This window comes from Pseudomonas sp. SCA2728.1_7 (genome assembly GCF_018138145.1).
In the GTDB taxonomy this organism is placed as follows: Bacteria; Pseudomonadota; Gammaproteobacteria; order Pseudomonadales; family Pseudomonadaceae; genus Aquipseudomonas; species Aquipseudomonas koreensis_A.
Genome location: NZ_CP073104.1, coordinates 5,319,850 through 5,338,410, shown reverse-complemented (window position 1 = coordinate 5,338,410; position 18,561 = coordinate 5,319,850). Strand labels below are relative to the sequence as shown.

At 56.7% G+C, this 18,561-nt stretch carries 21 protein-coding genes and 1 pseudogene; 10 read left to right on the top strand and 12 right to left on the bottom strand.

Features of this window, described 5'->3' with window-relative positions; all coding sequences use genetic code 11:
• Window positions 1–24 precede the first annotated feature (24 nt).
• Window positions 25–771 (bottom strand): hypothetical protein, encoded by a 747-nt coding sequence (locus tag KBP52_RS23995; RefSeq protein WP_212621092.1) that lies wholly within the window; start codon window positions 769–771, stop codon window positions 25–27.
• Window positions 772–896: 125 nt separating this feature from the next.
• On the opposite strand from KBP52_RS23995, the gene KBP52_RS23990 reads away from it, so the two are divergent.
• The 5 genes from KBP52_RS23990 to KBP52_RS23970 all read left to right on the top strand — a co-directional run bounded on the left by KBP52_RS23990 (window position 897) and on the right by KBP52_RS23970 (window position 4,836).
• Window positions 897–1,256 (top strand): hypothetical protein, encoded by a 360-nt coding sequence (locus KBP52_RS23990; RefSeq protein WP_137218391.1) that lies wholly within the window; start codon window positions 897–899, stop codon window positions 1,254–1,256.
• Window positions 1,257–1,372: 116 nt separating this feature from the next.
• Entirely contained in the window at window positions 1,373–2,110 is a 738-nt protein-coding gene (locus tag KBP52_RS23985) for a hypothetical protein (RefSeq protein WP_212621091.1), read from the top strand.
• Between the two features lie 72 nt (window positions 2,111–2,182).
• Entirely contained in the window at window positions 2,183–4,102 is a 1,920-nt protein-coding gene (locus KBP52_RS23980) for an alkaline phosphatase D family protein (RefSeq protein ID WP_212621090.1), read from the top strand.
• Window positions 4,103–4,330: 228 nt separating this feature from the next.
• The gene (locus KBP52_RS23975) at window positions 4,331–4,585 is read left to right on the top strand and encodes a type II toxin-antitoxin system prevent-host-death family antitoxin (protein WP_086791676.1); all 255 of its coding nucleotides are present in this window, start codon (window positions 4,331–4,333) and stop codon (window positions 4,583–4,585) included.
• Complete coding sequence (locus KBP52_RS23970) at window positions 4,582–4,836, top strand: Txe/YoeB family addiction module toxin (protein ID WP_108226058.1); 255 nt, start codon at window positions 4,582–4,584, stop codon at window positions 4,834–4,836. The genes KBP52_RS23975 and KBP52_RS23970 overlap by 4 nt, the downstream gene beginning before the upstream one ends.
• Here the strand turns inward: KBP52_RS23970 and KBP52_RS23965 are convergent.
• Window positions 4,814–5,995 (bottom strand): aspartate aminotransferase family protein, encoded by a 1,182-nt coding sequence (locus KBP52_RS23965; protein WP_137218394.1) that lies wholly within the window; start codon window positions 5,993–5,995, stop codon window positions 4,814–4,816. The two genes, KBP52_RS23970 and KBP52_RS23965, sit on opposite strands and share 23 nt — an antisense overlap.
• A 102-nt stretch (window positions 5,996–6,097) precedes the next feature.
• Here KBP52_RS23965 and KBP52_RS23960 point away from each other — a divergent pair, with 102 nt between their 5' ends.
• The 5 genes and pseudogenes from KBP52_RS23960 to KBP52_RS23945 all read left to right on the top strand — a co-directional run bounded on the left by KBP52_RS23960 (window position 6,098) and on the right by KBP52_RS23945 (window position 9,063).
• Window positions 6,098–7,003, top strand: a complete 906-nt coding sequence (locus KBP52_RS23960; RefSeq protein WP_212621089.1) for a LysR family transcriptional regulator — start codon at window positions 6,098–6,100, stop codon at window positions 7,001–7,003.
• A gap of 56 nt (window positions 7,004–7,059) precedes the next feature.
• Window positions 7,060–7,464: a GNAT family N-acetyltransferase gene (locus KBP52_RS23955; protein ID WP_077574458.1), complete on the top strand. Its 405-nt coding sequence runs from the start codon at window positions 7,060–7,062 to the stop codon at window positions 7,462–7,464.
• A gap of 60 nt (window positions 7,465–7,524) precedes the next feature.
• Window positions 7,525–8,040: a hypothetical protein gene (locus KBP52_RS23950; protein WP_212621088.1), complete on the top strand. Its 516-nt coding sequence runs from the start codon at window positions 7,525–7,527 to the stop codon at window positions 8,038–8,040.
• A 39-nt stretch (window positions 8,041–8,079) separates the two neighbouring features.
• Window positions 8,080–8,244: pseudogene (locus KBP52_RS30585) on the top strand (two-component sensor histidine kinase); the annotation flags it as partial.
• Between the two features lie 117 nt (window positions 8,245–8,361).
• The gene (locus KBP52_RS23945; RefSeq protein WP_007949995.1) at window positions 8,362–9,063 is read left to right on the top strand and encodes a hypothetical protein; all 702 of its coding nucleotides are present in this window, start codon (window positions 8,362–8,364) and stop codon (window positions 9,061–9,063) included.
• Window positions 9,064–9,356: 293 nt separating this feature from the next.
• Here KBP52_RS23945 and KBP52_RS23940 read toward each other — a convergent pair whose 3' ends face one another.
• From KBP52_RS23940 to hmpA, 10 genes are all read right to left on the bottom strand, one after another.
• Window positions 9,357–9,848: a RidA family protein gene (locus KBP52_RS23940; RefSeq protein WP_212621087.1), complete on the bottom strand. Its 492-nt coding sequence runs from the start codon at window positions 9,846–9,848 to the stop codon at window positions 9,357–9,359.
• A gap of 200 nt (window positions 9,849–10,048) precedes the next feature.
• Entirely contained in the window at window positions 10,049–10,363 is a 315-nt protein-coding gene (locus tag KBP52_RS23935) for a helix-turn-helix domain-containing protein (RefSeq protein WP_127929687.1), read from the bottom strand.
• Complete coding sequence (locus KBP52_RS23930; RefSeq protein WP_127929688.1) at window positions 10,360–10,704, bottom strand: toxin; 345 nt, start codon at window positions 10,702–10,704, stop codon at window positions 10,360–10,362. The genes KBP52_RS23935 and KBP52_RS23930 overlap by 4 nt, the downstream gene beginning before the upstream one ends.
• A gap of 115 nt (window positions 10,705–10,819) precedes the next feature.
• Window positions 10,820–11,707 (bottom strand): heme o synthase, encoded by an 888-nt coding sequence (cyoE, locus tag KBP52_RS23925; RefSeq protein WP_007916939.1) that lies wholly within the window; start codon window positions 11,705–11,707, stop codon window positions 10,820–10,822.
• Between the two features lie 11 nt (window positions 11,708–11,718).
• Window positions 11,719–12,054 carry a cytochrome o ubiquinol oxidase subunit IV gene (cyoD, locus tag KBP52_RS23920; protein WP_007916940.1) on the bottom strand — a complete coding sequence of 112 codons (336 nt, stop codon included), beginning with the start codon at window positions 12,052–12,054 and terminating at the stop codon, window positions 11,719–11,721.
• The gene (gene cyoC, locus KBP52_RS23915; protein WP_016985612.1) at window positions 12,054–12,677 is read right to left on the bottom strand and encodes a cytochrome o ubiquinol oxidase subunit III; all 624 of its coding nucleotides are present in this window, start codon (window positions 12,675–12,677) and stop codon (window positions 12,054–12,056) included. The genes cyoD and cyoC overlap by 1 nt, the downstream gene beginning before the upstream one ends.
• A gap of 3 nt (window positions 12,678–12,680) precedes the next feature.
• Window positions 12,681–14,711 carry a cytochrome o ubiquinol oxidase subunit I gene (gene cyoB / locus KBP52_RS23910; protein WP_077574460.1) on the bottom strand — a complete coding sequence of 677 codons (2,031 nt, stop codon included), beginning with the start codon at window positions 14,709–14,711 and terminating at the stop codon, window positions 12,681–12,683.
• A gap of 3 nt (window positions 14,712–14,714) precedes the next feature.
• A complete protein-coding gene (cyoA, locus tag KBP52_RS23905) occupies window positions 14,715–15,656 on the bottom strand; it encodes a ubiquinol oxidase subunit II (protein ID WP_007916947.1) in 942 nt (313 codons plus the stop codon).
• An 842-nt stretch (window positions 15,657–16,498) separates the two neighbouring features.
• The gene (locus KBP52_RS23900) at window positions 16,499–17,008 is read right to left on the bottom strand and encodes a disulfide bond formation protein B (RefSeq protein ID WP_077574461.1); all 510 of its coding nucleotides are present in this window, start codon (window positions 17,006–17,008) and stop codon (window positions 16,499–16,501) included.
• A gap of 255 nt (window positions 17,009–17,263) precedes the next feature.
• Window positions 17,264–18,445, bottom strand: coding sequence for an NO-inducible flavohemoprotein (hmpA, locus tag KBP52_RS23895; protein WP_212621086.1), 1,182 nt, complete (start codon window positions 18,443–18,445; stop codon window positions 17,264–17,266).
• Window positions 18,446–18,561 lie beyond the last annotated feature (116 nt).

Below are 18,561 nucleotides of genomic sequence, written 5' to 3'. Positions count from 1 at the left end.
AAAACATCCCGGTATTTCTTTGGTTCAACGACGGGCTTTCAACACGCGGATATCGGTTGGGAACCCGTCGGCGCCAACAAGCTTTTTCCAGCCCAGATACTGAAACTCGCCCTTCTCATCAATGTAATCGCCCTTCTCCACCGCTCGGCCGCCCATGATCGCCACGCGCTTTACCTCACCGCAACCGCCATCCGAAGGCCTGACCGTATAGATCACATACGGCTTCACGTATTGCGTGGCGCGGAAGTATTGGCCGCAGATTTCGTCGACGGTGATCAGCATGGTTTTCAGGCGTGCTTCGCCGTCGGTGTCTTCGTGCAGTTTGAGGAAGGATATGTCGCCGACGTCGCTGTAGCCGAGAGCGCGGGCGCGTTGATAGGCGGGGGAGTTCTGGTGGGCGATGCGGCCTTCCTCCGCAGCACCTTGCATTTTCGCGGCGAACTCGGCTTTGCCTTGGGCGATCATCGCTTCAGCCTGACCCGCTACGTTTTCGCATTGCGCAAATTCCCGGGAGCCGAGGTGATTGGGTGTCAGGTTCGAGCGCTGTTCATTCATGGTCTGCAGGTTGCTTTCCAGGGCAAACATCACGTCGTAGGCGGTGGTGCGACCGCTCTGCACGTCGGCCATTTTCTCCAGCACTCGTTGGCAGTTGCCGGCGTAATACTTCCAGCTGTTTTCCGGATGCTCTTGCACGGCGGCGAATGCTGGGGTCATTGCAGCGGCGAGTGTGATCGCGCAGAGCAGGCGCAAGGATTGGGTACTGACTGGCATAGGTAGTCCGTTACTGAGATAGAGCGGTGGCGCGACGCTACTATTTTGCTATCTTGCCGTCCACTGCCAGTAACGAGGTCGCCAACGCCTCGATGGAGTCAGTTTTCAGAGGGAGAAACACCTTGATGGCCGTGTTGTACTTTTTCGTCTGGGCAGCCGTTTGGGCTTGGGTCGTGCAGACCCGTGGTGCCTGGAACCTGATCCTCGCCAACCTGGCGGGTGCTGCCAGCGGCTTTATCGTAGCGATGATTTTTTCAGTGGTCTGTTCGGGCCTTTTCCCGGCGCACGTGTCTCCTTCGCCGGAGAACCTGGCCAGTAGCGTGTTGCAAATAATCACCACGTTCGGCGTACTGGCGGGCGTCTGGATGTGGCTAGTCCGGCGGCCTCAGCCCGAGCATCCGTTGGCCCGGCAACTGTTCGCCGGTATCTGTGGGCTGGCTGCTGGTGTGACGACGTTGGTGTTTTTCGCGATCAACTTTCACTGAGTAGCGCTCTCGTCACTGGTATTACACGTGTGTTTTGTTATCTTGCCGCCCATCGTCAGCGTTCACTGTGGGCGTGCGTTGATTTCAGGGTTTTGAAGGTTTAAGGAAAGGATCAAATGGAGTTTCTGCGTTTTCTGGCGATTGTTGCGGTTTGGGGGTTCATGTGGCGCTGGGTGGTCAAGAACCGTGGCAGCTGGAATATTTTCTACGGCAATATCGTTGGCGCAGCGGGCGGCTTCATTGTGGCGATGGTGGTGCTGTCGATCACGTTGTCGTTGTTTCCTTCGTCGCATGACTACGAACCGGCACAGGCTGAAAACACGCAAGTCACCGAGCCGACATCTCTATTGCCTGAAGCCGAGGCGGTCACACCCGCGGCCGATCTGAAGGATGCGCCGGTTTTTGCTGCCATCGAGCCGGACGACAAGCCCTCTCCCGCCGACTCCGCACTGTTGCCGAACTACGCCGTCCGGGCGCCGAAATCAATCGGGCTACAGACCGTGCTGGATCAAAGCGACTATGACGGTCGCATGGCCCTGGCAGCGCTGAACAAGAAATTGCGTGGCGACGCACTGGCCGACAAGTCGATGATTGCGTATGTCATGTGCAGCCCGTTTGTAACCAGCACGTTGCGCTTTCCCGCTTCGGCACGGTTTGCTGACAGCAAGGCGCTGGTCAGCCACCGCTTCAAGGATCAGGTCTACTCCTTCAACAACACCGTCACCGCGCGCAACATGAACGGCGACGATGTCACCTACCGTTTCGATTGCTCCGTGCAAGAGCAGCCGCGAGTTGACGCGATGCCTGCGCAATGGCGTTTGTTGGCGCTGAAACTGCAAAAAGCCGACTCTTAAGGCTGATTTAAGGGTTCAAGGCGCCGGCTGCGCTATCATCGCCGGCCTGTGCGCCTTGAGCTTCGCCCTCCGATGTCCCGACACCTCGCTGATCCCTCTTCGTTGCCTGCCGTGTTGGCCGGCCCACTGCTGCGCAGGCTGGAGCCGAAGCGGTTGGTGCTGTGGTTGATCGGTACGCGCCATCTGGCGCTGACATTGCGCCTGCAAGGTGTAGGAGACATTCCTCTCGACGCGGAGAAATGCACAGTCATTCCCGTAGGTCGTCAGGCGTTTGTTCATCTCATCGATGTTTCTCTCGACAGCGCCCTGCCCTGCGATACGCGGATCGACTATGACCTGCTGATCGATAGCACATCCGGCATCGCCGACTGGGCGGCGCATTTGCTGTACGGCGATGCAACCAGTCCGAACTTCGTCCTGCGCTCGCGGATCGATCAACTGCTGCACGGCTCTTGCCGCAAGCCGCATCACCCGGCGACGGATGGTTTGCTTTGCGTCGACCAATTATTGGCAACGGAAACCGATCCACAACAACGCCCCGCCCTGTTGATGATGAGCGGTGATCAGGTCTACGCCGACGACGTGGCCGGCCCGATGTTGCGGGCGATTCATGCCTTGATCGAACGTCTCGGCCTGTTCGACGAACACCTCGAAGGCGCCGTCGTCAGCGACAGCGCCAAGCTCTACGAACATCCGGCCAGTTACTACCACCGTGCGGATTTGTTACCGGCACTGGAGAGCAACGAGACATTGCGCGAGCGATTTTTCGGCGGGGCACGTAAGCCGATTTTCACCAGCAGCAGTGCTGACAATCACTTGGTGACGTTCGCCGAAGTCATGGCGATGTACTTGCTGGTGTGGTCGCCGACCGCCTGGTCGCTGATCAATCCGCAAGCACCCGAGTTAACGCCCGAACGCCTCAAGCGCTACACCCTCGAACAGACTCGCATCGATGCCTTCAAGACTGGATTAGGCAAGGTCGCCCGCGCGCTGGCGCATCTGCCGAGCCTGATGATTTTCGACGACCACGACATCACCGATGACTGGAATCTGTCTGCGCAATGGGAGGAAACGGCCTACGGCCATCCATTCTCCAAACGCATTATCGGCAACGCGCTGATCGCCTACATGTTGTGTCAGGGCTGGGGCAATAATCCCGATGCGTTCAAGGATGTGCTGGGGAAAACCCTGAGCCTTAGCGCCAGCGGTGATGATCAGTACCTCGACAGCCCGGTGCAGGATGATCTGATCGATGACCTGCTGCGCTTTCAGCATTGGCATTTCGTCCTGCCAACCAGCCCGGCGCTGGTGGTCATCGACACGCGCACACGACGCTGGCGCAGTGAGATGGCGCTCAAGCAACCCTCGGGCCTGCTCGATTGGGAGGCGCTGAGCGAACTGCAACAGGAGCTGCTTGACCATCCGTCAGCGATCATCGTTTCTCCGGCGCCGATCTTCGGCGTGAAGCTGATTGAAACGGTGCAAAAGGTCTTCAGTTGGTGCGGTTACCCGCTGCTGGTCGACGCGGAAAACTGGATGGCCCATCGCGGTGCTGCCCAGGTGATCCTGAATATTTTCCGCCACTCGCGCACACCGGGTAACTACGTGGTGCTGTCGGGCGATGTGCATTATTCCTTCGTCTACGAAGTACTTATCCGACACCGCAAGGCCGGGCCGCGAATCTGGCAGATCACCAGCAGCGGGATCAAGAACGAGTTTCCGAAAAGCCTACTGGAATGGTTCGACCGCCTCAACCGCTGGCTCTACTCGCCACGCTCCCCGCTGAACTGGTTCACCAAACGCCGACGCATGCGCATCGTGCCGTACACGCCGGAACATGCTGAGGCTGGCGAACGCCTATGGAACTCGGCGGGGATCGGTCAGGTGTTTTTCAATGAGCAGGGGCAGCCGCGCGAGATCATTCAGCACAATTCGAATGGCAAGGCGAAGACACGGATGCTGGCGCCGGATCTGGCGGATTATCCGGACTAGCCATAGTTTTTTCCTACACCGGGAATGCCGAATGCCGACAACGCGGCGGTTTCTCGCTGCCCGAGGCAGTGGACAAGGATTACAGCCTTCTCAGAAACGTCTCCAGCGCTCTTAAGTGATACTGAACGTGCTCGCAGCAAGCCTTCTGCGAAACAACCACTGATAGGTATCACCTTGTCATCATGTACTCATTTCTGTACGTTCTTTGCTAATAGCGAGGACTACTTCATGCAAACCATCAACTACACCACCGCCCGTGCGCATTTGGCCGAAACAATGGACCGCGTTAACGAGGACCGTGCTCCCCTTCTGGTCACACGCCAAAAAGGTGAGCCCGTCGTGATGATGTCTCTGGCTGAGTACAACGCACTCGAAGAAACAGCCTACCTACTGCGCTCTCCCGCCAATGCCGAGCGGTTGATCAAATCGATTGGCGAAATGCGTGCCGGCAAAGCCAAAGTGAGGCAATTGATCGAAGAATGAAAATCGAGTTCACGCCATCAGGTTGGGAAGACTATTTGTGGTTTCAACAGAACGATAAGGCCGGACTCAAACGTATCAATCTGTTGATCAAAGCAATCCAGCGCGAACCGTTTGAAGGTATCGGCAAACCTGAGCCGCTCAAACACAACATGAGCGGCTTTTGGTCCAGACGAGTATCGGGTGAGCATCGTTTGGTCTACAGCATTGAAGGTGGTGAGATTTGCGTTATTAGCTGCAAATATCACTACTGATGGTATGCCCCACACCTCTGACAATCATCTCCACCTCCCGCTCATCAATCGTCAACGGTGGCAGCAGCCGTATCGTCTTGCCACGCGTGACGTTGATCAACAGTCCATGATCCCGCGCGGCGATCAGGGTCAGATCACGCACCGGTTGTTTCAGCTCGATCCCGATCATCAAGCCCTGCCCGCGAATCGCCAGCACATTGGGATTGTCCGCCAGCTCTGCGCGTAGGCGAGTTAATAGCCGTTCCCCCTGAATCCGGGCGTTTTCCAGCAGGCCCTGTTCTTCGATGATATCCAGCACCGTGCAACCGACCCGACACGCCAGCGGATTGCCGCCGAAGGTGCTGCCATGGCTGCCGGGCGTAAACAGATCCGCCGCCCTGCCCCGGGCCAGACACGCGCCGATTGGCACGCCGTTGCCCAGCCCTTTTGCCAGGGTCATGACATCCGGGACGATGCCTTCATGTTGAAACGCGAACCAACGCCCGGTGCGGCCGATGCCGGTCTGGATTTCATCGAGCATCAGTAGCCACGCATGGCGATCGCACAAATCACGCAGACCCTTCAGATAATCGGGCGGCGCCAGTTGCACGCCACTTTCACCCTGAATCGGCTCGACCAGAATCGCCACGATGCGCTCGCCGTGCTTTTTCTGCGCCTGCTCGAGCGCCGCGAGATCACCGAACGGCACTTTGAGGAAATCCCCCGGCAATTCGTTGAAACCCAAGCGCACCGCCGGACCATCACTGGCCGACAAGGTACCGAGTGTGCGGCCATGGAACGCGTTGGCCATGACCACCACCAGCGGCTGTTCGATACCCTTGCGCCAGCCGTACAAACGCGCCAGCTTCAGCGCCGTTTCATTGGCCTCGGCACCCGAGTTATTGAAGAACGCACGCTCCATCCCCGACAGTTCGGTCAGCCGTTTAGCCAATTGTTGCTGCCAATCGATGCTGTACAGATTCGATGTGTGCAGCAACAACCCGGCCTGCTCGCTGATCGCCGAAACAATCCGCGGGTGCGAGTGGCCGACATTGGTCACCGCGACACCGGCCACCGCATCCAGATACTCGCGGCCGGCCTGATCCCACAGGCGAGTGCCCAGGCCCTTGGTGAAGCTCAAGGCCAGTGGTTGGTAGGTGTTCATCAGGGCGGCGGTCATGACTTCAAACTCCAGTGCAGGTCGGTGTGCTGGCAGTATGGTTAGCCAGCTAAACTGGATAAACTCGGCAAAACTTCATTCATTTAAAAGCAGGGCTTGATAATGGACCTGTTCCAGTCGATGAGCGTGTACGTCAAAGTCGTCGAAGCCGGGAGCATGACGGCGGCCGCGTTGCAGTGCGATATGTCGACGACCATGGTCGGCAATCACCTGCGTGCGCTGGAACAGCGGCTCGGAGTGCAATTGCTACAACGCACGACACGGCGACAGCGGCTGACTGAATTTGGCAGCGTCTACTACCAGCGTTGTCTGGATGTCTTGGGACTGGTGGCCGACTCCGAACGCTTGGCGGAACAAGCACTCGATGAGCCGCGTGGCCTGCTGCGCATTACCGCGCCACTGACTTTTGGCGTAGAACGCCTGGCGCCAGCGCTCAGCGAGTTTTCCCTGCAATATCCACAGGTCAAAATGGACGTGGTGCTGACCAACAGCCGTCCAGACTTGCTGGAAAGTGGTCTGGACGTGGCGTTTCGGCTGGGGCATTTCGACGAGTCGAATCTGATCGCCCGCCCTCTGATCGATTACACACTGACCGTCTGCGCCTCCCCGCAATACGTGGCCCGACGCGGCATGCCGCAAACCCCTGAAGATTTGCAACAACACGACTGCCTGTCGTTCGCCTACCCTGCCGGCGACGATTGGCAATCGGTGGAAAAACGCTGGCGCCTCAGCGGCCCGGACGGGGAAATTCTCGTCGACGTCAGCGGGCCGATGCTGATGAACACTTCCGCGGGTTTGCACCAGGCCGCACGCACCGGCATGGGCATCGTGATGCTGCCCGATGCACTGGTGGAACAGGATCTGCGCGACGGCAAACTGGTGACCGTCGTTCCCGACTATCAACCTCCAAGCCGCCCCCTGCATTTGCTTTATGCTCCGGATCGCTATCGTTTGCCGAAGCTGCGCCGCTTCGTCGAATTCGCGATGCAGACATGGGGCAGATCCTGAAAACGAGCGACCTGGACATTGTCTCGAAGAATTACTGACTAGGAGTCGAAGCGAAGATGAATAACAACCTGACCGTACGCGACCTGCTATCTGACGAAGTGGAGTCGGTACGGCTGTTCCTCGGCCAACATGGCTGGGGGCACCGTACCGGTTCCAGCGAACATTTCGCGCAACTCATCGAACACTCGCAACGCACGGCGATTGCCCTGCTCGGCGCGCAGATCGTTGGCTTTGCCCGGGGCATAACCGATGGCTTGTCCAACGGTTACCTGTCGATGGTCGTGGTCGATGGCGAGTATCGACGCACAGGCATTGGCCGCAGACTGGTTGAGCATGTCATGGGCGATAACCCCGATATCACCTGGGTACTGCGTGCAGGACGAGAAGGCGCCGAAGCCTTTTTTGCCCGCCTGGGTTTTGAGACGTCGGTGATTGCCATGGAGCGACCGCGATTGAAATAACGGGCGGGCGCTCTGGCAACCGCTATGATCAGCTTCTCTTTCCAGCATGGACGCTGCGCGATGCTCGTCACTCTTCAAAATACTCCCTTGTGGGTTTATGTGGTTTTTCTGGTTCTGCTGTATTTCGGCCTCAAGGCCCGCAAACCCCAACATGAAAGCCGGTTTTCCCTGCTGTCGACCCCGCTGGTGTTGTTGGGCTGGTCGCTGTTGTCGTTGAACCTGACGGTTGATCCAGGCTTGAGCCTCAGCGGCTGGCTCATTGCTTTGTTACTGGGCGCTCTGTCGGCATCGCTGATTTTCCCCAACAAGGGGATAAATCTTGATGATCCGGAAACCGGGTTGATCGTGCCGGGCACTTGGAAAGCGCTGATTCTGCTCCTGCTTTTTTTTGCAGTGAACTACTACTTCGGTTATCAGGATGACGCGCACCCAGAGCGCGCTGCCGCCCCGGATATGTTGCTGTTCAAAGCCGCAGCATCAGGCTTTATCAGTGGTCTGATTAGCGCTCGCTCACTGAAATATTACCGTTTGCTGCGCACCCTTCAGGCTCAACGTCCGCCATTGGGCGCCCAATGATTCAGGAACCGCTTTTCACCAACACCGGTTTTTCCTGAGGGGCTGCGTATCGTGCACCGTACCCTGCAATTACACGGGCGCGATATACAGTTACTGGGCATGAGCGGGCGTGGCGCGACATTCCGCTTATCGCTATCAACAGATCAGCAAAGCACCGAACAATGGATGATGCGTTCAATGAATTTGCACAGCCAGGGCAAATAGTTGAGACCGCCGGCCCGTTGCTCCGTGACAACGCCGCCGCGCTCCCCTAAATTAGTCGGCCTGAAAAAGCCCTCGGTTTTCTCATCTCCACTCAAGTTAAAAAGTAGTGAAATTTCAATGTCCGATTTCAACACCGCTGAATCCGTAGTCACCGAATCGTCCAAAGCGGAATACGAAAACTCCATCAATCTTTCACAACACCTGCCACAAGCCAAAATCATCAGCGAGATGGTCCTGGACGCGTTCCAGTCGACCCGCGAAAGCGACCAGATCCGCGAGCTGCGCGCGGCGATCCGTCAGGCTCACGATAGCTTCGATGACGACAAGGCCTACGAGCTGATGGGCGAACTCAAGGCGCTGAAAGACGCTGAAGCGGCGGACCTCGCCGCCCTTGAAGACCTCAGCAGCAAGTTCTCGATCGGCCGCATCCTGTCCAGCTTCAAGGATGATCCGGCGTTCCAGGAAATCGTTTACGGCCTCGCGCTGAAAGTGCTGAACCAGACCCATCAGGCGATCAGCAATCCGAGCGGCGGCAAGAGCAAGGCTGCGAAGAAGAAAGAAGTCGAAATCTTCACCATCAGCAAGGACGGCATCAGCGTGACCTTGCCACTGCGCACGCCACGCTCGCGCCTGAACGTTGACCGTGCAGCGCTGGAATTCCTCGGTTTCACCTTCGTCGGTGAAGGCGAAGAGGCGGAGCTGGAAAGCGAAGTCTTCGTCGACAACGCGGGTACCGAACAGGCAGTGAACCGCAAGAACATCATCACCGCACTGCAACAGCAGACTGCGTTTGATGGTTACAGCATCGCCGCGCAGTAATAGCGCAGCCACTGTACGAAAAAGCCCCGCGCTGAGATTCAGGCGGGGCTTTTTGGTTTTCGGCTTGGGATTAGCGGAATGGCGTAAATCCCAGCCCCTCACCCCAGCCCTCTCCCGAGGGAGAGGGAGAGGGAGCCGATCGGGAGATATTCAAGAGATGCACCGAAATGAAAGTGCTGCGCCGAATCCACAATCGCCTCAATCTCTCAGGTCGATGTATAGCGCAAGACACCTCGGTCGGTCCCCTCTCCCTCCGGGAGAGGGTTAGGGTGAGGGCAAGCCGCCAAACCACCTCAAGCCGAAAGATGCAACGCCACAATCATGTCGACCTCAATCGCCGCATTCTTCGGCAACTGATACACACCGACTGTGGTGCGCGTGTGCCGGCCGGCATCGCCGAGCACATGACTGAACACGTCCGACGCACCGTTGGCGACTTCGCTCAGGTCAACGAAGTCCGGCGTCGACTTCACATACACTGTCACCCGCAACAACGCCTTGATCTTGTCCAGCGAACCCACCGCATCGACGATCAGCGCCAGGCAACGCATCGCACTGATGCTCGCGGCGGCTTGCGCATCCTTGAGGGTCAGCTCCAGTCCGACGCGACCCGGATACTGAATCTTGCCGTTAGTGCGCGGCACCATACCGCTGATGTACAGCTCATCATGATGACGGATCAGCGGCGCGTAATTGCCGCCGGCGGTGTTCTCACCATAAATGTCGTAGTTCAGCTCTTGGGCCAGGGCAATAAAACGCTCGTCGCAGGTCATCCTCTCAGTCATTTCGCCCAGCCTTATGATCAGTGCATGAAGAACCGCAGGTTAAGACAGATGGGCAACCGCAAATGGCAAGGAGCTATCACTGTCATGGTTGGATCCAAATCTAGGGGGTTTGTTACTGCGCCGCAACCCGCAGTCACGGAAAACAAAAGCCCCACACCTCTTTCGAAGTAATGGGGCTTTAAATTTAAATGACTTTGTCGTTAAACGGCGCTCAGGCGATCAACCATGTCAGGGAATTTTTCAACCAAACGGATCAACAAAGCAGCTTGAGCATTTGGCTTTGACTTTTCCTGCTCCCAGTTTCTCAGAGTGCTGGGACTCGCCCTGATTCGCTTGGCAAAGACGGCTTGAGACATATGTAACTTTTCTCTCAAAGCCACGATTTCTTGGGCTCCGACTTCCGGGACTGGTTTGTCCTCAAGCACTGTATTGCGCAGGGTAATTTTTCCTTCGCGTTGAGCCGCCATCTCATCAACGCCCTGCATCAACTCTGCAAACAGGTCGCGTTTTTTCATGGGGTACCTCGTGTTTTCAACTCTTTATCTATGGCTTTTTTGAGCGCCTTTTCTTGCTCGGCAGTCAGATTCTCAAGCTCATCTTTGTCGTAAATTGCAAACATCCAGAACTGACCATCATTCATAAGCCAATAATAGATGACCCGCAAGCCGCCTCGTCGGCCCTTGCCACGTCGAGCATCAGCCCAACGTAGTTTTCTGAATCCACCCGTTCGGGGCATCACATCGCCTGCCAACGGATTGCCCTGCATATAAGCCTGCAGTTCTCGGTACTCATCGTCTGTCAGGTACTGACCAACGCTTGTGGTAAATATCGTTGTTTCAAAGAATACGGTTCGCATGTGCAAACTATAGGCAAATCGCCTACAGACAGACTATCAACAAATCCGGCTCCAGATAAACAAAAAACCCCGCACATCTCTCAATGTGCGGGGTTTTTCTTCAAGCCTTTGAGCCTTACGGCGCGTACGTCAGCAGCAACTCTGCCGGCACCTTGAAGTCCAGGGACATCATGACGCTCAACGCAGTGATGGTGAAGATCGAGAACACGAACAGCTTGCGTGCCCAGACCGTATCATCCACCGCTTTGTAGCCGGTCCAGGCCATGTACAACCAGTACATGCCCATGGCTGCGGCGACGGCGAGGTAGCTCATGCCGGCGTAACCGCTGAAGGTCAGCATCAAGGTCGCTACGAGGAACGCCAGGATGTAGAGCAGGATGTGCTTCTTGGCCACTTGAATCCCGCGCTTCACTGGCAGCACCGGAATCGATGCGGCCAGGTAATCGTTGAAGCGGAAGATCGCGATGGCGTAGGAATGCGGCATCTGCCACAGGCTGAACATCACCAGCAACGTCAGCGCGGCCATGTCGAAGCTGTTGGTTACGGCGACGTAACCGATCACTGGCGGCATGGCGCCCGACAGACTGCCCACCAGCGTGCCGTGAACCGACTTGCGCTTGAGGTACAGGCTGTAGAAGCCGACGTAGATGATGAAGCCGATCACCGCGAACAAAGCGGCCAACGGGTTGGCCACCTTGTACAACAACGCAACGCCGAGAACACCAAGGATGGTCGCGTAGACCAGGGCCAGTTTCAGGGAGATCAAGCCCTGCACCAGCACCCGGTTCTTGGTGCGTTCCATCTTCAGGTCGATGTCGCGGTCGATGCAGTTGTTGAACACGCAACCGGAGGCAACAACCAGGGATGTACCGATCATGGCAGCCAGAAACACCGCCAGATCCACATGCCCTTTCGAGGCCAGGAAAAACCCGCCTGCCACAGAAAGCACGTTACCGAAAATGATCCCCGGTTTGGTGATTTGGATAAAGTGCTTGAGCGACATCGGGTCTTACCTCACTTCGCCATCATGTAGGTGTGGATGCTGAACATGATCCACAACGACAGGCCAACCAGCAGCACGATCACGATCGCCGTAAAGACGAATGCAATCACGTTGTTACGCTGAGCAATGGAACGGTCCAGGTGCAGGAAGTAATACAGGTGAACGATCACCTGGATCACTGCGAACAGCAGAACGATTGCCAGCGTGGTGGCCTTCGGCAGGCTCGGGTACATCACCAGACCGAACGGGATGACGGTCAGGATCACCGACAGGATGAAGCCAATGGCGTACGACTTTACGCTGCCGTGGCCAGCATCATGGCTGTCATGGGAGTGTGCATTAGCCATTACAGAGTCCCCATCAGGTAAACAACGGTGAATACGCAGATCCACACCACGTCCAGGAAGTGCCAGAACAGGCTCAGGCAGCTCAGACGGGTCTTGTTGGTCGCCGTCAGGCCGTGCTTGTTGACCTGGTACATCATGATGCCCATCCAGATCAGACCCGCAGATACGTGCAGACCGTGGGTACCGACCAGGGTGAAGAACGCGGACAGGAAGCCCGAACGGCTAGGACCGAAGCCCTCGGAGATCAGCAGGTGGAACTCGTTGATCTCCATGGCGATAAAGCCTGCGCCGAGCAGGAAGGTCATGAACAACCAACCCAGAACCTGCTGCTTCTTGCCTTTGAACAACGCCAGCATGGCGAAGCCGTAGGTGATCGAACTGAACAACAGCAGAGCGGTTTCGCCCAGCACGTATGGCAGTTCGAAGATGTCGTGGCCCGCTGGGCCACCGGCTACGTTGTTTACCAGTACTGCGTACACCGCGAAGATCGACGCAAACAGAATGCAGTCGGTCATCAGGTAGAGCCAGAAACCGTATACGGTCATCTCGCCCGAGTCGTGGTGATGGTCATCGTGCCCATGGTCACCATGGGCGTGTCCAACATTGGTCACTAAGTTCGACATGGTTTAAGCCTGTTCCAACGAGGTTTCAACACGGGTGGCACCGGCCGGGATTTTCCCTGCCGCAACCAGACGCTTGTGCTGCTCGGCTTCGATACGCTCGATCGTTTCAACCGGAACCATATAGCCCTGGTCGTCACGTGCAGCGTGGATCACGAAGTAGATGATGGTGCCGGCCAGGCTGGCGATCGCCAACCACCAGATGTGCCAGATCATCGCGAAACCGAAGACGGTCAACAGTGCGCCCATCACCACGCCAGTGGCGGTGTTGTTCGGCATGTGGATCGGCTCGTACTTGGCCGGACGCTGGTACGCAGTACCGTTTTCCTTGGCTTCGGTGAACGGGTCGATGCAGTCAGCCTTAGGCAGCACGGCAAAGTTGTAGAACGGCGGTGGCGACGAGGTCGACCATTCCAGAGTGTGTGCATTCCACGGGTCACCGTGATCGCAAACGTTCTCTGGCTTGTTACGGTCACGCACGCTCACATAGAGCTGGATCAGCTGGCAGGCGATACCGACAGCGATCATCACCGCACCGAACATGGCAACGTACAGGTACGGTACCCACTCAGGGTTGGTGGTGGCGTTCAGACGACGGGTCATGCCCATGAAGCCCAGTGCATAGAGCGGCATGAACGCGACGAAGAAGCCCGAGATCCAGAACCAGAACGCTGCTTTACCCCAGCCTTCGTGCAGCTTGAAGCCGAACGCTTTCGGGAAGTAGAACGCGAAACCAGCGATGTAACCGAATACCGCACCGCCGATGATCACGTTGTGGAAGTGCGCGATCACGAACAGGCTGTTGTGCAGAACGAAGTCAGCACCCGGGATGGCCAGCAGTACGCCGGTCATGCCGCCGATGGCGAAAGTCACCATGAAGCCCAGAGTCCACAGAACCTGGCTGGTGAAGCGCAGACGGCCCTGGTAGATGGTGAACAGCCAGTTGAATAGTTTCACACCCGTCGGGATGGAAATCAGCATCGTCGCCAGACCGAAGAAGGCGTTGACGCTGGCACCCGAACCCATGGTGAAGAAGTGGTGCAGCCAAACCATGAAGCCCAGTACCGAGATCGCGCCCGAAGCGTAGATCATCGAGTGGTGGCCGAACAGTTTCTTGCCGGTGAACGCCGAGATCACTTCCGAGAAGATGCCGAATGCCGGCAGGATCAGGATGTAAACCTCAGGGTGGCCCCACGCCCAGAACAGGTTGACGTACATCATTGGATTGCCACCAAGTTCATTGGTGAAAATGTGGAAATCCATGTAACGGTCAAGGGTCAGCAGTGCCAGGGTAGCGGTCAGGATCGGGAACGAAGCCACGATCAGAACGTTTGCCCAGGTGCAGGTCCAGGTGAAGATCGGCATGTCCATCAGTTTCATGCCAGGGGTACGCATTTTCAGTACGGTCGCGAGGAAGTTAACCCCCGTTAACGTCGTACCTAACCCGGATAGCTGTAGCGCCCAGATGTAGTAGTCCATACCCACGCCAGGGCTGTATTGCAGACCCGACAATGGTGGATAGGCAACCCAACCGGTCTTGGCGAATTCGCCGACGCCCAGGGACAGGTTGATCAGCACTACGCCGGATACCAGCAGCCAGAAGCTCAGGGAGTTCAGGAACGGGAACGCAACGTCACGCGCGCCGATCTGCAGCGGCACTGCAAGGTTCATCAGGCCGGTGAAGAATGGCATCGCCATGAAGATGATCATGATCACACCGTGAGCGGTGAAGATCTGGTCATAGTGTTCAGGTGGCAGGTAGCCAGGCGAACCCTCGGTGGCCATGGCCAACTGGGTACGCATCATGATGGCGTCGGCAAAACCGCGCAGCAGCATGACCATGGCGACGATGATGTACATCACGCCGATTTTCTTGTGGTCGACCGAGGTCAACCACTCGGTCCACAAGTAGGTCCACTTCTTGAAGTAGGTGATTGCAGCGAACAGCGCCAGACCACCGAGGGCGATCATGGCGATGGTCACCATCACGATCGGCTCGTGGAATGGGACTGCTTCCCAACTTAATTTACCAAACATCGTTTACTCCTCTGCCCCGGCAGCTGAATGCGAACTCGAGTCAATTTCCGTGGCCGCCACTTCTTTCTCTTTCTTCTCGTGCTTCAGCGGCTTGCCCGGCTTCATACCTTCGTACTTGTCGACGATGATCTGGAACTGGTTCGGCGTGACCGAGGAGTAGAGCTCGACTGGGTTGTTCTGGCTCGGTTTGGCAAGGGCCGCGTATTCAGCTTGATCAAGCTGTTTAGGTGACTTCTTGACTTCACTTACCCAGGCGTCGAAATCTTCCTGAGTGGTGGAGATAGCCTTGAATTTCATACCGGTGAAACCCGCGCCGCTGTAGTTGGCGGAGATACCGTCCATTTCAGCGTTACGGTCAGCGATCAGGTGCAGCTTGGTCTGCATGCCCGCCATCGCGTAGATCTGGCCGCCCAGACCCGGGATGAAGAACGAGTTCATCACAGCGTCAGAGGTGATCTTGAAGTTGATTGGCGTGTGCGCCGGGAACACGATCTTGTTGACCGTGGCAATGCCTTGTTCCGGGTAGATGAACAGCCACTTCCAGTCCAGCGCGACCACTTCGATGGTCACAGGCTTGACGTCGGACTGGATCGGACGATACGGGTCCAGTTCGTGGGTCGAAATGTAGGTGATGTAACCCAAGGCAATGATGATCAGGACCGGGATGGTCCAGACTGCCACTTCGATTTTGGTCGAGTGCGACCATTTCGGGGTGTAGACGGCGTTCTTGTTCGACGCGCGGTACTTCCAGGCGAACAGGAAGGTCATGACGATAACCGGCACGACGACCAACAGCATCAGCAGGGTCGCGGTGATGATCAGGTTTCGCTGTTCCAGGCCAACCTGGCCCGTTGGATTGAGCAAGGTCATGTTGCAGCCTCCCAGCAACAACGTGCCGAGCAGCGGCACTAGGCCTAGTAATCTGGGGTACCTGTTTTTACTCATCTCACGACCTCTAAAGCAGCTTGCGCAATGCAGTTGGGTTTTGATCGCCAACACTTCACCCTGCCAAGGGTTGGCATTTTCTTTGGATTGAATAAGGGCCGCCCGTCGCGCGTCAGACGCTCGACAAAACCTGGGACAGCGGTCAGTTCTTATTCGAATTCGTGGTCAAAGGCCTTGTTACAGACCAATTCCATTTGGTGCGGAAAGTTGGAAGGCACCGACACCTGGGTGTCTTGGAAGCCTTGCGACTCACTCGACACCCGACTTTCTGCGCAGCGCCTTAATAAAAAGCGTTCCTTAATAAAGGCTGAACAGTGCCGGGAATTCAGTGCGGGCGATTGTAGATAGGTAGCGCCCTATACACCATGTCTTATCCCGAAATAATTTTTATCGATTCGAGCAACAATCCATCGCCATTTTTGCAAAAGTTCCGCATGTTATCGAAAACATTTCTCAACAAAAACACCAAAAATTGTAGGTGTACCCGCGTCAGTTCAGACAGCTCTGAAGGCTTTTTCCGAAGGTTCGAACAGCGCAAAGCCCGATAACCCAAGGCTTTTGGCCATATGCCAGCGCTTGTTAAAACTGCCTGCTATGGCACTCACGTGCTAAAGCCGAAAAACCCCGAAACAGACCAATCCTTTTTTGTAACAACGGCCGATTCCGCGTCACTCAAGAGCCCTGCGACACGGCGCGTGTGACAACATGTCGCACACTCGCCACACCCTCCCTTGCCGTCCGTCACGGTGTTTTCACAAACACTCTGAAATGCAAAACGCCCCGATATGCTGATACGCAAATCGAGGCGTTTTCTGTATCGGCCAGACAGCCGAATAGTTGACTCAGCGCAGTGCTTTTCGATTACGCGAGGTCAGCAGCGGCACCAGGATCACCACCAGCACGAACGCTACCAGCGCCCACTGTGCCAGCGACAGACCGAGGATTGGCGGGTACGGCGTCGAGCAGAAACCGTCGACCTGGAAGCCCAGCGGGAAGATCTTCGCCAGCGGCAGATCATCGACAATCGGCTGCAGCACATCGATGCCGCAACTCACCGCCGGATAGAACTGGGTGTACACGTGATGCCCGGCCACAGCCGCCCCGGCAATCGCACAAATGACCACCAGCACTTCGAACACGGTGATGCTGCGACGGCTGCGCATCGCTGCGCCGATGAACGCAAACAGCGCGATCAGCAGCAACGCATAGCGCTGCAAAATGCACAGTGGGCACGGTGCTTCGCCGAGCACGATCTGCATGTACAGCGCACCGCCGATCAGTGCCAGGCAGATGATGCCCAGCAGCACCAGAAAGCGCCGCTCACGGCCCAACCGAATCGTTTCCTCGCTCATCGCGTTTCCCTTATATGTCCATGGTTCAGCTGGCTTGCGGCTGAAGGTTGTCGCAAGTTTACACCGGGGGAATAAACGATAAAGCGGTTAAGAAACGATTAACCTTTAAACACTTTTCAAGAATCTGAATCGTGTAACGGCCATCGCGAGCAGGCTCACTCCTACAAGGGATCTGCGTCGTACACCATTCTCATGTACGCCACAGCCCCTGTAGGAGTGAGCCTGCTCGCGATGAAGGCGACTCAGTGTTAAGGATTATTCCAGAGCCGAAGCCGGTCCGAAGAACTCATAACGACTCTGCTTCTCCGGCACACCCAGCGCCTTCAGATGACGCTTGATCGCACCCATGAACCCCTTCGGTCCAAGGAAGTAGGCGTCGACATCACGCTCCTGCGGCAACCACTCGCCAAGCAGTGCCTGATCCAGCATCCCGACCTTGTCCGCCGCCGGGCTGACACCGTCATCTTCGGCATAGCAGTAAAAACGCTTGAGTTGCGGATGACGCGCCGCCAAATCATCAATCCAGTCACGAAACGCATGCACGCTGCCGTTGCGCGCGCAGTGAATAAAGTGCACCGGCCGCTCGGTTTCCAGCGCCGCTTCAAGCATCGCCAGAGTCGGCGTGATACCCACCCCACCACTGATCAGCACCAATGGCTTGTCGCTTGCAGTCAAGGTGAACTCACCCGATGGCGGAAACAACTGAATGCTCGCGCCGACCTGCAATTGATCGTGCAAGTGGTTGGACGCCCGACCACCCGGTTCGCGCTTGACGCTGATGCGGTACTGACCGTTGTTCGCCAGTGCCGACAGCGAGTAGTTGCGGCGGATTTCTTCACCATCGAGGATCAGCTTCATGCCGATGTACTGACCCGGCTCGGCCGCGAGGATCGGGCCTTTGTCTGCTGGTTCGAAGTAGAACGAAACGATCTCCGCGCTCTCCTCGACTTTGGCCGCAACGATGAACTCACGCGCCCCGCGCCAGCCGCCAACGGCTTGTTCTTTCTGGTCGTAGATCGCCGTTTCGGCGCCGATCAGAATGTCCGCCAGTTGGCCGTAAGCTGCGCCCCAGGCGCTCATCACTTCTGGCGTGGCGATTTCTTCGCCAAGCACTTCGGAAATCGCCCGCAGCAGACAGGCACCGACAATCGGGTAGTGTTCCGGGAGGATCTGCAGGGCCACGTGCTTGTTGATGATCTTCGCCACCAGATCGCCCAACTGGTCGAGCTGATCGATGTGCCGCGCATACATCAACACGCCGTTAGCCAAGGCGCGAGGCTGGTCACCGCTGGCCTGGTGCGCCTGGTTGAACAGAGGCCGAACTTCCGGGTATTCAGAGAGCATCATGCGGTAGAAGTGCGTTATCAGTGCTTCACCGCCGCTTTCCAGCAGAGGCACGGTGGATTTTACGATGGCACGATCCTGGACGCTAAGCATAAGAATGACTCCTGAGCTTTCTTGAAAAGTTGCCTTAGGGTTATCAGGTTCCGTGCCAACTTATTTATCGATGTAAATCAATAGCTTGTAAATATCGTAGTCATAAAGACTCAAAG

Excerpts from the sequence above, each read along its gene's own strand:
- KBP52_RS23995 (WP_212621092.1), bottom strand. The coding sequence starts at position 771 with ATGCCAGTCAGTACCCAATCCTTGCGCCTGCTCTGCGCGATCACACTC.
- KBP52_RS23990 (WP_137218391.1), top strand. The coding sequence starts at position 897 with ATGGCCGTGTTGTACTTTTTCGTCTGGGCAGCCGTTTGGGCTTGGGTC.
- KBP52_RS23985 (WP_212621091.1), top strand. The coding sequence starts at position 1,373 with ATGGAGTTTCTGCGTTTTCTGGCGATTGTTGCGGTTTGGGGGTTCATG.
- KBP52_RS23980 (WP_212621090.1), top strand. The coding sequence starts at position 2,183 with ATGTCCCGACACCTCGCTGATCCCTCTTCGTTGCCTGCCGTGTTGGCC.
- KBP52_RS23975 (WP_086791676.1), top strand. The coding sequence starts at position 4,331 with ATGCAAACCATCAACTACACCACCGCCCGTGCGCATTTGGCCGAAACA.
- KBP52_RS23970 (WP_108226058.1), top strand. The coding sequence starts at position 4,582 with ATGAAAATCGAGTTCACGCCATCAGGTTGGGAAGACTATTTGTGGTTT.
- KBP52_RS23965 (WP_137218394.1), bottom strand. The coding sequence starts at position 5,995 with ATGACCGCCGCCCTGATGAACACCTACCAACCACTGGCCTTGAGCTTC.
- KBP52_RS23960 (WP_212621089.1), top strand. The coding sequence starts at position 6,098 with ATGGACCTGTTCCAGTCGATGAGCGTGTACGTCAAAGTCGTCGAAGCC.
- KBP52_RS23955 (WP_077574458.1), top strand. The coding sequence starts at position 7,060 with ATGAATAACAACCTGACCGTACGCGACCTGCTATCTGACGAAGTGGAG.
- KBP52_RS23950 (WP_212621088.1), top strand. The coding sequence starts at position 7,525 with ATGCTCGTCACTCTTCAAAATACTCCCTTGTGGGTTTATGTGGTTTTT.
- KBP52_RS23945 (WP_007949995.1), top strand. The coding sequence starts at position 8,362 with ATGTCCGATTTCAACACCGCTGAATCCGTAGTCACCGAATCGTCCAAA.
- KBP52_RS23940 (WP_212621087.1), bottom strand. The coding sequence starts at position 9,848 with ATGACTGAGAGGATGACCTGCGACGAGCGTTTTATTGCCCTGGCCCAA.
- KBP52_RS23935 (WP_127929687.1), bottom strand. The coding sequence starts at position 10,363 with ATGAAAAAACGCGACCTGTTTGCAGAGTTGATGCAGGGCGTTGATGAG.
- KBP52_RS23930 (WP_127929688.1), bottom strand. The coding sequence starts at position 10,704 with ATGCGAACCGTATTCTTTGAAACAACGATATTTACCACAAGCGTTGGT.
- cyoE (WP_007916939.1), bottom strand. The coding sequence starts at position 11,707 with ATGTCGCTCAAGCACTTTATCCAAATCACCAAACCGGGGATCATTTTC.
- cyoD (WP_007916940.1), bottom strand. The coding sequence starts at position 12,054 with ATGGCTAATGCACACTCCCATGACAGCCATGATGCTGGCCACGGCAGC.
- cyoC (WP_016985612.1), bottom strand. The coding sequence starts at position 12,677 with ATGTCGAACTTAGTGACCAATGTTGGACACGCCCATGGTGACCATGGG.
- cyoB (WP_077574460.1), bottom strand. The coding sequence starts at position 14,711 with ATGTTTGGTAAATTAAGTTGGGAAGCAGTCCCATTCCACGAGCCGATC.
- cyoA (WP_007916947.1), bottom strand. The coding sequence starts at position 15,656 with ATGAGTAAAAACAGGTACCCCAGATTACTAGGCCTAGTGCCGCTGCTC.
- KBP52_RS23900 (WP_077574461.1), bottom strand. The coding sequence starts at position 17,008 with ATGAGCGAGGAAACGATTCGGTTGGGCCGTGAGCGGCGCTTTCTGGTG.
- hmpA (WP_212621086.1), bottom strand. The coding sequence starts at position 18,445 with ATGCTTAGCGTCCAGGATCGTGCCATCGTAAAATCCACCGTGCCTCTG.